General features: G+C 73.1%; 11 protein-coding genes and 1 pseudogene. 8 read left to right on the top strand and 4 right to left on the bottom strand.

Annotation, left to right across the window (positions count from 1 at the left end; genetic code table 11):
- Positions 1-17: 17 nt before the first annotated feature.
- From G3I77_RS33575 to G3I77_RS33565, 3 genes are all read left to right on the top strand, one after another.
- Complete coding sequence (locus G3I77_RS33575) at positions 18-1,085, top strand: polyprenyl synthetase family protein (protein ID WP_248509823.1); 1,068 nt, start codon at positions 18-20, stop codon at positions 1,083-1,085.
- 728 nt (positions 1,086-1,813) lie between these two features.
- Entirely contained in the window at positions 1,814-2,773 is a 960-nt protein-coding gene (locus tag G3I77_RS33570; RefSeq protein WP_248509821.1) for a threonine/serine dehydratase, read from the top strand.
- A 343-nt stretch (positions 2,774-3,116) separates the two neighbouring features.
- A complete protein-coding gene (locus G3I77_RS33565) occupies positions 3,117-4,769 on the top strand; it encodes a serine/threonine-protein kinase (RefSeq protein ID WP_248509819.1) in 1,653 nt (550 codons plus the stop codon).
- On the opposite strand, the gene G3I77_RS33560 is transcribed toward G3I77_RS33565, so the two are convergent.
- Positions 4,761-6,212 (bottom strand): serine hydrolase, encoded by a 1,452-nt coding sequence (locus G3I77_RS33560; RefSeq protein WP_248509817.1) that lies wholly within the window; start codon positions 6,210-6,212, stop codon positions 4,761-4,763. The two genes, G3I77_RS33565 and G3I77_RS33560, sit on opposite strands and share 9 nt — an antisense overlap.
- A gap of 72 nt (positions 6,213-6,284) precedes the next feature.
- Between G3I77_RS33560 and G3I77_RS33555 the strand changes: the two genes are divergently transcribed.
- Positions 6,285-7,256, top strand: coding sequence for an LLM class F420-dependent oxidoreductase (locus tag G3I77_RS33555; protein ID WP_248509815.1), 972 nt, complete (start codon positions 6,285-6,287; stop codon positions 7,254-7,256).
- Here the strand turns inward: G3I77_RS33555 and G3I77_RS33550 are convergent.
- A complete protein-coding gene (locus G3I77_RS33550; protein WP_248509813.1) occupies positions 7,153-7,848 on the bottom strand; it encodes a hypothetical protein in 696 nt (231 codons plus the stop codon). The genes G3I77_RS33555 and G3I77_RS33550 overlap by 104 nt on opposite strands.
- A gap of 161 nt (positions 7,849-8,009) precedes the next feature.
- On the opposite strand from G3I77_RS33550, the gene G3I77_RS33545 reads away from it, so the two are divergent.
- The 3 genes and pseudogenes from G3I77_RS33545 to G3I77_RS33535 form a co-directional block, all read left to right on the top strand.
- Positions 8,010-9,038 carry a hypothetical protein gene (locus G3I77_RS33545; protein ID WP_282574270.1) on the top strand — a complete coding sequence of 343 codons (1,029 nt, stop codon included), beginning with the start codon at positions 8,010-8,012 and terminating at the stop codon, positions 9,036-9,038.
- Positions 9,039-9,100: 62 nt separating this feature from the next.
- Positions 9,101-9,526, top strand: a complete 426-nt coding sequence (locus G3I77_RS33540; RefSeq protein WP_248509808.1) for an SsgA family sporulation/cell division regulator — start codon at positions 9,101-9,103, stop codon at positions 9,524-9,526.
- 28 nt (positions 9,527-9,554) lie between these two features.
- Positions 9,555-10,112: pseudogene (locus tag G3I77_RS33535) on the top strand (DUF2238 domain-containing protein); the annotation flags it as partial.
- A 129-nt stretch (positions 10,113-10,241) separates the two neighbouring features.
- On the opposite strand, the gene G3I77_RS33530 reads toward G3I77_RS33535, so the two are convergent.
- Entirely contained in the window at positions 10,242-10,712 is a 471-nt protein-coding gene (locus G3I77_RS33530; RefSeq protein WP_248509954.1) for a DUF6328 family protein, read from the bottom strand.
- A 177-nt stretch (positions 10,713-10,889) separates the two neighbouring features.
- Between G3I77_RS33530 and G3I77_RS33525 the strand changes: the two genes are divergently transcribed.
- A complete protein-coding gene (locus tag G3I77_RS33525) occupies positions 10,890-11,234 on the top strand; it encodes a hypothetical protein (RefSeq protein ID WP_248509805.1) in 345 nt (114 codons plus the stop codon).
- A 9-nt stretch (positions 11,235-11,243) separates the two neighbouring features.
- On the opposite strand, the gene G3I77_RS33520 is transcribed toward G3I77_RS33525, so the two are convergent.
- Entirely contained in the window at positions 11,244-12,227 is a 984-nt protein-coding gene (locus G3I77_RS33520; protein WP_248509804.1) for an aldo/keto reductase, read from the bottom strand.
- Between the last annotated feature and the right edge of the window lie 112 nt (positions 12,228-12,339).

Here is a 12,339-nt window from a genome sequence, read left to right as displayed (position 1 = left end):
CGCCGCGGCAGGACGCGGTGTCCGAGGCGCCCGCCACGGCACGGACAGCACGGCAGGGCGAGCCGCACGATCTCCGGGCCGGCACCTGCGACGCCCCACGGGTCCTCGACCGCTGCCGCGCCCTGGTCCGGCCCGCCCTGGAAGAAGCGGTCGGCCGGCTGCACCCCTGGGTCGGCGAGATGGCCGCCTACTCCTTCGGCTGGTGCGAGGTCGGCGGTGCGCCGGCCGTCGCCTCCGGCGGCAAGGGCGTACGGCAGGCGCTCGCGGTGCTCGGGGCCGAGGCGGCCGGTGCGCCGGAGCGGGCCGGGGTGGCGGCGGCCGTCGCGGTGGAACTGGTGCACACGTTCTCCCTGCTGCACGACGACATCATGGACGGCGACGCGGACCGGCGCCGCCGCCCGACCGTGTGGAAGGCCTACGGCACGGGGCCCGCGGTACTCGCGGGCGACGCGCTGTTCGCCCTGGCCGTCGAGACGCTGGCCGCGCAGCCGGGCGGCGCCGGGGCCGTGCGGACACTGTCCGTGGCGCTGGGCGACCTGGTGCGCGGGCAGGCGGACGACCTGCTGTTCGCCGACCGTCCGTGGACGGGGACGGAGCGGGTACGGCCGGACGAGTACCGGGCGATGGCGGAGCACAAGACGGGAGCGCTGCTGGGCTGCGCGGCGGCGCTGGGTGCCGTGCTCGGGGGCGCCGGCCCCGAGACGGTCGGCGCGCTCGACCGGGCGGGCCGGCATCTGGGGGTCGCGTTCCAGATCGTCGACGACGTGCTGGGGGTATGGGGCGATCCCCGTGTCACCGGCAAGCCGGTCCACGGTGATCTGCGCGAGCGGAAGAAGACGTTCCCGGTGCTGGTGGCGCTCGATTCCCCGAGGGGCGACCGGATCGCGGCACTCCTGGAGTCCGGCGACGCGCCCGAGACGGCGGCGGCGCTGATCGAGGAGGCGGGCGGCCGTTCGGCGGCGATGGCGGAGGCCCGACGCCACATCACCGCTGTCGAGAGGGCACTCGCCGACGTGCCGTTGGCCGCAGCACCCGCCGCCGAACTGCGCTCGCTCCTCGCCCACCTGGCGCGACGAGACGCCTGAACGCGGGCGGGCAGGGGCACTCCGCGCGGGCGCCCCTTGATGCCGTCGACCGCAGGGCCCGCCCGCGAACGTCGCTCGCTCCTCGCCCACCTGGCGCGACACGACGCCTAAACGCCGGCAGGCAGGGGGCACGCCGCGCGGCCATGGCAACCGGCGGGGGACGAGCACCACGGCACACCCCTGGGTGCCATCGGCCGCGGGCCTCGCCGTCGAACTGCGCTCGCTCCTCGCCCACCTGGCGCGGCGCGGCGCCTGAAGGCGGGCGGGCAGGGGATCTCCGCACGGCCGCCATGGCAACCTGCGGACCGTCGGCCGCAGGGCCCGCCGGCGGACTGTGATCGCTGCCCTCCCACCTGATCCGGCGCGAGGCATGACCGACACCAACAGCCGGCGCGCGGGCGGGGGCACACCGCCACAACAACCCGCGCGGGACGGCACCACGGCGCCCTCCGGGTGCCGTCGGCCGCAGGACCGCCGGAGAACTGCGCGCGCTCCTCACCTGCCTCACGTGGCCCGACGCCGGAACGTCGGGAGGCAAGGTCGCTCCATGGCCCTAGCCACCGGCGAGGGAAGGGCGATCGGCACGGCTGGAGCGACCCCCGCGGCCGCGCAGCCGCGCCGAGCGCCTGCCCTCGCACCGCCCCGGTACCGCGTTGACCTCGGCCCCCTGCGCGCGTCAGGGTTCGACACGGCGCGTTTCGCGACCCCGCGCCGGAAGGATGGCTGCCATGATCGGCATCTCGGAGATCGAAGCCGCGGCCGGGCGGATCGCCGGGCACGTCGTGCGGACCCCGACCGTGGACAGCCCTGGGCTGTCCGCACTGCTCGGTGCCCCGGTCACCGCGAAGCTCGAACTGCTGCAGCGCACCGGCTCGTTCAAGGCGCGCGGGGCCACGGCGAAGCTGCTGTCGCTTGGCGAGGCCGAACGGGCCGCCGGGGTGGTGGCGGTCAGCGGCGGCAACCACGGGATCGCCCTCGCGGTCATGGCCGCGGCCCTCGATGTGAAGGCCACGGTGGTGATGCCGCGCACGGCACCCGCCCGTGCCGTGGAGGTCGCGGAGGCGGCCGGCGCGTCGGTGCGGCTGACCGACGACATGGACGGGGCGTTCGCGCTCATGACGCGGCTCCAGCAGGAGGGGATGACCCTGGTCCACCCCTTCGACGACCCGGTGGTGATCGCCGGACAGGGCACGGTCGGGCTGGAGTTCGCCGCCGACGCCGGCGAGCTCACCGACGTACTGGTCAGCATCGGGGGCGGCGGCCTGATCGCCGGTGTCGCCGCCGCGCTGCGGGCGTGCCGGCCCGGGGTGCGGGTGTGGGGCGTGGAGACCGAGGGCGCGCAGGCCATGTCCGAGGCGCTGACGGCGGGCGGCCCGCGGCCGGTCGCCCTGTCGTCGATCGTCTCCACCCTCAGCGCCCCGTCCGTGTCACAGCTGACGTACGACCACGTCTCCGCCCTGGTCACCGAGGTTCTGGTGGTTCCCGACCGGGAGGCCGTGCAGGGCTCGCTGGACCTGGCCGACCACGCCAAGGTGTGGGCCGAACCGGCGGCCGGCTGTCTGCTGCCCGCGGCCCGGCAGGTCCTGGAGCGGGTCGGCGACGGGACCCGGCTCGGCCTGGTGGTGTGCGGGGGCAACGCGACGACGGGCGACCTGTTCGCCTGGGCGCGTCGCTTCGGTCTGCGCTGACGTTCCGGCCCTCTCCGGGAATCCGTCGCGGAATTCATCGGAGGGCTCCGAGTTCAGACGTTGTACACCTCCGCATTTACCGGCGGTTACCACCAGGCCGGGCAAGAATTTGCGAATCCGCGGGCGGCGGCGGGCGAATTCCCCCCGCGCCCGCGGAGCCTCGGGGCGGCCGAGGTGAACCGCGCCGGAGCCCGCGAAAGACCGTGTTTCCTCGCACACTTGCTCCCATCTCTTGAACAAAAGGCAAGAATGAAGACGGAGTTGCGATCCGATTGAACGCAGGCCGCCTCACTCTCCGTACCTCTGGAAAAGGTGAGAGCCAGGTTTCCAGCGAGGGATGGCCATGGGCAGGGCGCACGTCTCCACACACCAGTTGGTCGCCGGCCGGTACCGGCTGCTCGAGATCATCCAGCGCGAGACCAACCGCATCTGCTGGTATGCCGAGGACACCGGGGCCGGCGAGATCTCCCGACCGTGCCTCGTGACCCAGATCGGGCTTCCGGACGACCCGCGCGGAGCCGAGCGCCGGGCCGCCGCCCGCCTGCTGCGCACGACCGAGAGCATGGCGCTGCTCTGCCCCGGCCGGATCGCCGCGGTCGTCGACGCCGTCGACGAGGCCGGCGCCCTGTGGACCGTCAACGAGTGGATCGACGGCACCCCGCTCGGCGAACTCCTCTCGGAGCAGGGCACGTTCAACTACGTGCGGGCGGCCCGGATCGGCCTGGAGCTGCTCGACGTGCTGGACGCCGCGCACGCCGAGGGCATCACGCACGGCGAACTCAGCCCCGGCCAGGTGTTCGTACGGGAGGACCACTCGGTCGTCGTCACCGGCTTCGGCCTGGCCGGCGCGACCTTCGCGCCCCGTCTCACGGCCCCCGCGTACGCCTCCCCGGAGCAGGCCCGTGACCAGCGCATCGGTCCCGCGGCCGACCTGTGGGCGCTGGGCGCGATCCTGTACACCATGGTCGAGGGGCGCCCGCCCTTCCGGGACCGGGGACGCCCGGAGAACACCCTCAAGGGCGTGGACCGGCTGCCGCTGCGCACCCCGGTGCGCGCCGGGCCGCTCACCCGGGTCGTGCAGGGGCTGCTCCGCAAGGACTCCCGGGAGCGGCTGACCCGCCCGGTGGTGCGTGAGGCGCTGACCCGCGCGCTCAGCGAGGACCCCGAGGCCGCCCTGGCCGCGGCGCCGGGCCCGCGGCTGCGCGGCGCCTACACCGCGGTGCGGACGGGGAGCCCCGCGTGGAGCAGACGGACCATGGTGGTGGGAACGGCCCTGGCCGTCGTCACCGTAGCGGTCGCCGTGCTCGCCTCGACCCAGGGGCTGCCCGGCACTGACAGCGCCAGCGACGCGGCCGAATCACCGGCCCGGCCGCCGGCCTCCGCCGCCACGCCGGGCGAGGGCACCGGCGGCGACACCCCCGAACCCTCCGGGGCGCCCAGCCCTCCCAAGTCCCCCTCGCCCACGCCCACTCCCTCGTCCCCGTCCCCCACTCCCACTCCCACACCGTCCGCCCCGGCCACGGCCCTGCCGGCCGGTTTCCAGCGCTACCGGGCGGCGGAGGGTTTCTCCGTCGCGCTCCCCGAGGGCTGGAAGCGGGTGGACACCGACCGCCAGGGCGATCTGAGGTACCGGGTCGTCTTCGGTGCCGAGGGTGACGACCGCACGCTGGCCGTCACCTACAGCGAGCGGGTGGGCCCGGACCCCGTGGCCGTGTGGCGGGACGAAGTCGAGCCGAACCTCAAGGAGGAGGCCGACGACTACGAGCGGATCGGAGCGATCCGCGCGACGACGTACCAGGGACGCGAGGCCGCCGACATGGAATGGACCGCGGATGCCGACGGCACCCGGGTCCACACCTTCGGCCGGGGGTTCCTGCTGGGTGAGGGCCGGAGCTTCTCGCTGCGCTGGACGACCCCGGACGCCGACTGGGAGGACGCCGCGAACCAGGAGGCGTTGCGCACCATCCTCAAGACCTTCCGGCCGGGCTCAGCCTGAGCCGCGCGGGGCGCGCAGGGAGACGAGCCTACCGCCGTGCAGCGGCTGGGTGCGCCAGCACGCGGTGAGCGTCCGGTCCGCGAGGGAGCAGGTCAGCGCCAGGCGGTGCGGGGTCTCCAGGAACAGCACCTCCACGGCCAGCGTGCCGGCATCGGTCCAGCCGCCGCTCACCGCGGTCGGGACGGGTTCCTCGGCGACCGTCCAGCCCTTCCCGGCGAGGCGCAGGGCGAACCGGTCCGGGTGGTCCGGCCGGTCCCCCTCTCCAGTGAGCGTGAGCATCCAGCCGTCCGTGTCCCGGGCGAGCCCGGCCGACCGGACCGGTCCGGTCCCCGCGGAGGGCGCGAACGCGGCGGCGGCCCAGTCCCGGTCCCGCTCCGGGGGTGCGGGCCGGCCCGGCGCGGGCGGCAGCGCGAGCAGGCCGAGGCGCTCCCGCAGCTCCGTGTCGGCGGCCTCGCGGCCGGTCAGCGGCTCGGGGCCGAAGGCGGGCAGCAGATGCTCCCAGACCAGGTTCAGGTACTCCTGCATCCCCTCGGTCGCCGCGGTCGCCGCGATCACCGCGGCGTGCTCCGGCAGCACCAGGCAGAACTGGCCGTACGCGCCGTCGCCCCGGTAGCCGTGCCGGGACGTCCAGAACTGATAGCCGTAGCCCTGGTCCCAGTCCTGCCGCTGCGCGTCTCCCATGGCTCCGGCGGTGGGAATGCGGGGTTGCGAGGCCCGGGCCGTCCATCCCCTCGGCAGCAGCCGCTGACCCTCCCAGAGCCCGTCGTTCAGATACAGCAGGCCGAGCCGGGCGACCGCGTCGGTGGTGGCGTGCAGGCCGCTGAAGCCGAGCTCTCGGCCGGCGCGGTCCCGCCGCCAGGCCACGTCACCGATGCCCAGCGGATCCAGCAGCCGGGGCCGCAGATACGCGGTGAGCGGCTGCCCGGTCACCCGCTGGACGATCGCGGCGAGCGTGTAGGTGGCGGGCTGGTTGTAGGCGAAGACGGTGCCCGGGTCGCCGTCCGGCGGCAGCAGCAGGAATCCCCGGACGGGCTCGGCGGGGTCCCGCCCGAAGGCCTCGTCGACGGTGTCCCGCCGATGGCCGCTCGCCATGGACGCCACGTGCCGCACGAGCATGGCCCGGCTGCGCGGGTCGGTGATGTCGGCCTCGAACTCCGGGAAGTACGAGATCACGGGCGCGTCGAAGTCGAGCAGCCCGTCGGCCTCGGCCAGGGCGGCGGCGGTCCCGGTGAAGCTCTTGCTGAGCGAGTACAGCAGATGGGGGCGTTCGGCGGTGTACGGCGCCCACCAGCCGGAGGCGACCAGATGCCCGTGCCGCATGATCATCAGGCTGTGCGGCTCGATCCCGGGGGCGGCTTCGAGGGCGTCGAGGAAGGCGTGGACACCGCGGGGGTCGACCCCCTGGGCGGCGGGGCCGGAGGACGGCAGGGCGGAAGCGCTCATGGATGCATCCTGCACCCGTCCGTGACCTTGATCGAGCCGTTTCCGGCCCTTCTGTCAGGGGACTCGCGGGTTATGGTGCAAATCGGATACACGATGATGACCGAGCAGGCCGGCCCCCGAGAGCTCGTCGACCACGTGGTACGGGCCGAGGAGGCGGGCTTCGACTTTTCGGTGACCTCGGACCACTACTTCCCGTGGCTGCGCTCGCAGGGCCATTCGCCGTACGCGTGGGCCGTGCTCGGCGCGGCCGCCCAGGCCACGTCACGTATCCCGCTGATGACGTATGTGACGTGCCCGACGTTCCGCTACCACCCGGCGGTGGTGGCGCAGAAGGCGGCGACGCTGCAGTTGCTGTCCGAGGGCCGGTTCCGGCTGGGGCTGGGCTCGGGCGAGAACCTCAACGAGCACGTGGTGGGCGGCGGCTGGCCGTCCGTCGACGTGCGGCACGAGATGTTCGAGGAGGCCGTGGAGATCATCCGCGCCCTCTTCGAGGGCGGCCACGTCAACCATCGCGGCACGCACTTCGACGTCGAGTCGGCCCGGCTGTGGGACCTGCCCGACGAGGCCCCGCCCATCGGCATCGCCGTCTCCGGGAAACGGTCGTGCGAACTCGCGGGCCGGCTCGGCGACCTGGTGATCGCCACGGAGCCCAAGGCCGGGCTGCTGGAGGCCTTCGACCGGCACGGCGGCCAGGGCAAGCCCCGCGTCGGCCAGCTGCCGGTCTGCTACGACCCCGACCGGGACACGGCCGTCGAGCGGGCACACTCCCAGTTCCGCTGGTTCGGCAGCGGCTGGAAGGTCAACTCGGAGCTGCCGCACCCGGATTCCTTCGAGGCGGCGACCCAGTTCGTCCGGCAGGACGACGTCGCCGCATCCATCCCGTGCGGTGACGACCCGGACGCGTTCGTCGAGGCCGTCCGCCCGTACGCCGAGGCCGGGTTCACCGAGATCGCCCTCGTCCAGATCGGCGGTGAGTCACAGCCGGCGTATCTGGACTGGTCGGAGAAGACCCTGCTGCCCGCGCTGCGGGACGCGTTCGGCTGAAGTCCTCGGCCAGCGCCTCCACGGCCCGTTCGGCCAGTTGAGCCCTCCGTCCCGGGGGGCTCTTCTTCACGAGTGCGCTGAACCGCTGGGCTTCCTCGGTCGTGGGCAGGAACCCGGCCAGCAGGAGGGGCAGCAGCAGGCGACGGACGAGCACTTCGCTCTCCGAGGTGACCTGGGGCCTGCGCACCACCGAGACGTTGACCCGGATCGCGTGCTCGTTGCCGGGCGGGACGCCCGGCCGGTCCGTCTCGGTCGCGGCGTAGCGGAAGCCGTGCGCCCGGTCGCAGCCCGGGCAGCCGGCCGGGCCGCGGGCGGGCCGGTCACCGCAGTCGGGGCACACCAGCCGGTCGAGGGCGGCGTCCACCGGCCGCCAGTCGTGCCGGTCGGGTTCGGCGGCGACCATCCCGGCCAGTTCCCGCTCCTGGTCGCCGCCCGCGGCGGTGTCCCACTGCCGCAGGAAGGCGGCCCACTCCCCCTCGACGATGCCGTCCACGAGGTCGCGGCACACGGAACAGCCGGGGGCACCGCCGTACGCGTAGCCGCCGCACTCCGCGCAGCGGCGCAGCACGGCGTCCGCGTCCCGTCTCGTCATGCGGAGCATCGTCGCGCACCCGTGCCCGGTCGGGACAACGGTTTTCGGACGGGTCGTGCGGGCGGGTGAACAGCGAGGTCAGCAGGTGCCGCTAGGCTTCCGTGCGCACCTCGTGCAGTCCGATCTGCCCCGCCTCAGGAGAGTCGTCCGTGACCGTAGCCATGACCCCGCCCGAGACGTCCCCCGCTGCCCCGGCGCCCGTCTCCGACCTGGTCGCGCGGGACGCGCGGGAGTTCGGGGTGTACGCCCGGACCGGAGGGTGGGCCTTCGGGCTGAAGGTGGCGCGCAGTGTGCGGCCCGGCGGGCAGGGCGCGGACGAGACGCCGAAGGTGTCCGCGAAGGAGTTCGCGGAACTCGCCGGCTGCTCCCCGGAGCGGGTCATGCGCTACTACAAGGCGTGGGACCGGGCGGCCGACGACGGGATGGTCCCGCACTTCGAGGCGCTGACGCCGGGCCAGGAGGTGGACCTGCCGGACGCCGACGTGTGGCTGAGCTACTACGTCTCCCGCAACAGCGCGACCTCCGAGCGCGGCACCGCCATCACCGAGGCCGCCGAAGCGGAGGGCATCCGGCCCACGAAGGCCCTGGAGGTCGCGGAGAACCCCACGGCCCTGCGCGCCGCGATCCTCGCCGACCCCTCCACCGCCCGGGCGGCCCGCCAGGCCCTGCTGGACCGGGTCCGCGAGGACCCTGACCTCCAGTCGGAGCTGGCCCGTGACGTCGTGCGCACCGACGAGCTGAAGAAGGCCGTCGCCGGTGAGAGCAAGGCGGCCGACCGGATCGGATACGTGCGCCAGATCGCCGAGTCGGGGCAGATCAAGACGCCCGCCGGGCAGACCGTCGACGCACCCGCCGACCTGCGGCAGGAGGCCGAGCGGCACCTGTCGCTCATCGACGAGCTGGACGAGGACGAGAACGCCGGCGAGTGGGCCGCCGAGGCGTACGACACGATGAAGTCCCTCGTCGTGGAGGTCGTGGAGGCCGACCCGGGGCTGCGGGTGCGGGAGCGCCGCACGAAGTTCTACAGCAGCCTGCAGAAGGCGACCAAGGTGTTCGAGGAGCTGACCTTCGACGACGCCGGGGAGTTCTACGAGGACGACATGGTGCAGCGTCTGGAGGAGCTCCAGCGGGCCGTCGCCGTGTGCATCGAGTCGCTGCGCGGTGCTCGCGGGAATCACCCGGTCGGCTGAGCATTCCGGCTGGATCGGGGGTACTAGAGGGCTCTACGTCGGTACTTCCCGGAGGCCCCCTCGTGAACTCGTTCGTCCACAAGACCCTGGTGGTGCAGCTCCAGGCGGGTGACACGGACCGTTTCTCCGTGCTCGCCCACCTGAGCTACGACGCCGCGGACCCGTTCGCCGTCACCGTGGTCTTCAGCCACGACGGCCGGGTCCTGGCCCGGTGGCAGCTGGACCGGGAGATGCTCGGTGACGCGCTGCGGCGTCCGGTCGGGGTGGGCGACGTGCGGATGCGCCCGGAGTCGCGGGGGATGTGGCAGGAGCTGCGCATGGAGTTCTTCGGCGACGCCCGCCCCGACGGCGGTCGGCACCACGCGGTGGTGTTCGCGTGGGCGCCGGGGTTCGCGGCGTTCCTGCGCGAGACCCACGAGGTGGTTCCGCCGGGGTGCGAGGAAGTCCATGTCGACGACTTCCTCGCGAACGTCATCGCCGGGAGCTGAATCGCGGCCGGCATGAGTAGGCGTACTCATGCCGGGGTCCCACCCCCGCGAGGACGATGGGCTGCCCCGAGAGGAGCCCGCCGTGTCCGCTGTGTCCGACGTGAGTTCCGGTCGCCGTCCGTCCCTGCCCGCCACCCTCGCCTGGGGCGTTCTCGCGGTGCTGGCCCTGTCCGGATGGAACCCGCACGACCGCACGATTTGGTTCCTGGAGGTCGTGTGGGTCGTGGTGGGCCTGCCGCTCCTGGTGCTGACCCGGCGGCGCTTCCCGCTCACCGGCCTGCTGTGCTGCCTGCTGGCCGCCCACGCCGTGGTGCTCATGGTGGGCGGCCACTACACGTACGCCGAGGTGCCGGTCGGCGACCGGGTCCGGGACGCCTTCGGCTGGGACCGCAATCCCTACGACCGGTTCGGCCATCTGATGCAAGGCTTCGTCCCGGCGGTGCTGGTGCGCGAACTGCTGGTGCGCACCTCGCCGCTGCGCGACAGCCGCTGGCTCGCTCCGCTCACCGTGTGCGTCTGTCTGGCCTTCAGCGCCGTCTTCGAGATGCTCGAGTGGGCGGCCGCCGTGGCCGGCGGACACGCGGCGGACGCCTTCCTGGCCACCCAGGGCGATGTCTGGGACACGCAGTGGGACATGTTCTGCGCGCTGATCGGGGCGACCGCGTCGCTGCTGCTGCTCAGCCGGGTGCACGACCGGCAGCTGGTCGCGGTGGCGTCACCTCGACGTGTAACGGCGCCGGGTCCACAGCGGCAGGACGAACCAGCACAGCAGATACCAGCAGACCACACCGGCGACCAGGTAGGGCACGAAACCGTCGTGCGTCGCCACGCGCAGGATCAGCAGCAGTGAGGAGGTCGTCGTGGCGAGCAGCAGCACGAGCCCGAGCAGGGTGAGCCGCGAGGCCAGCTGCACCGCCTGGGGTTTGACGCGCCGCCCGGAGACGAGGCGGTGCAGGGACACCGGGCCTATGAGCGCCCCGGTCGCGCAGGCGCCGAGGACGACCGTCACGAGATAGATCGTCTGGTCGGCGGAGGAGAGGTCGTCGTACTTCTCGGTGAACACCACCGTGAGCAGAAAGCCGAACAGGATCTGCACGCCCATCTGCGCCACGCGGACTTCCTGGATGAGCTCCTGCCACATCCGGTCCGCTCTCTCCTCCTCCGTCTCGTTGCGCCCCCGGCGCATGACCCCGCCCTCTGCCGCGTCCGCCGCCACTGTTCCTCCCGGTGTGAGTCCGAGCCCTCCTCTTTCCCAGGTTCCCCGGAACGAGTCGTCGTCCCGGGGCTCGCGGCGGTTTGAGAGATCAGCGGACGGTTACACGGACGGCGCGAATGACGCAGAGCACGAGGAGGTCGTGGACGCATGTCCGGTACGCAGCTCACCGTGACGCTCAGCGGCGGGGGTGCCGACGACGCGCGAACCGTCGTCCGGGCCCTGGAAGGCACGTTCGGGTCGCCGGACGAGCTTCCCGCCGACGAGAAGGCGACGGTGCACACGGCGACCTTCGACGGGGAGACGGATGCGGGTTCCGGCGGTGGCGGAGAGGGTCCCGGGCGGCTTTCCGCGCCCGTGACCGTCACCGTGCAGGGCAGCCCGGAGGCCGTGCGGCGGGCGAGCGACACGCTCACCCGGACCTTCACGGCCCGCGACGACGGCGTTGCCTCCGGCGACCAGGAGCAGGAGAGGGAGCTGCTCCTGGAGCCGTGAGAACCGGCCTCACCAGCGGGATTCGACCTGGCCCTTGATGCGCCGGTCGTACAGGTCGCGGATCGCCGCCGGCGTCTCGCCGGGCAGCTCCGGGAGGCGGGCGGCGGCCGCGTTGGCCCGGGCCTGCTCGGGTGAGCGCGCGCCGGGGATCACGGTCGTGACGCCGGGCTGCTCGACGATCCAGCGCAGGGCCAGCTGGGCCGGGGTGTAACCCTCGGGGGCGAGCGCCGCGAACTCGGCGGCTGCCTCCACACCGGTGGCGTAGTCGACGCCGGAGAAGGTCTCGCCCACGTCGAAGGACTCGCCGTGCCGGTTGTAGGTGCGGTGGTCGTTCTCCGGGAAGACGGTGTCCCGGGTGTACTTTCCCGACAGCAGGCCCGAGGCCAGCGGTACGCGGGCGATGATGCCGACGCCCGCCTCACGGGCGGCCGGGAGCACCTCGCGCAGGGGTTTCATGCGGAACGGGTTGAGGATGATCTGCACGCTCGCCACGTTCGGCCGGGCGATCGCGGTCAGCGCCTCCTCGCAGGTCTCGACGCTGACGCCGTAGGCGGCGACCCGCTCCTCCTCGACCAGGGTGTCGAGGGCGTCGAACACCTCGTCCGTGGAGTAGACGGGCGTCGGCGGGCAGTGCAGCTGCACCAGGTCGATCCGGTCGACGCCGAGGTTGCGCCGGGAGCGGTCGTTCCAGGCGCGGAAGTTGTCGAGCACGTAGTTCCCGGGGATCTGGTCGACCCGGCGGCCCATCTTCGTGGCGACCATGACGTGCAGGTCCGGGCGGCCGCTGAGGAACGCGGCGATGGTCTGCTCGCTGCGGCCGTCGCCGTACACGTCGGCGGTGTCGAAGAAGGTCACCCCGGCCTCGGCCGCCGTCTCCAGTACCGTGAGGGCTTCCTTGTCGTCGACGTCTCCCCAGTCGGCACCCAGCTGCCAGGTGCCCAGACCGATGACGGAGGCGTGCTGACCCGACCTGTCGAATGTGCGCTCGTCCATGGGTGTCAGTCTGTCATCCGTCACCGCACGGCGCGGAACGTATCGGTCCGGTCTGCCGAGCCTGCTCGATTCACTCACACGAGTGAATAGGTGCGACAGGAACGCATCACCT

The organism is Streptomyces sp. D2-8 (genome assembly GCF_023184515.1).
GTDB lineage: Bacteria > Actinomycetota > Actinomycetes > Streptomycetales > Streptomycetaceae > Streptomyces.
Note: the sequence above shows the minus strand (reverse complement) of the source record. Positions and strands in the feature narration are given on the sequence as shown.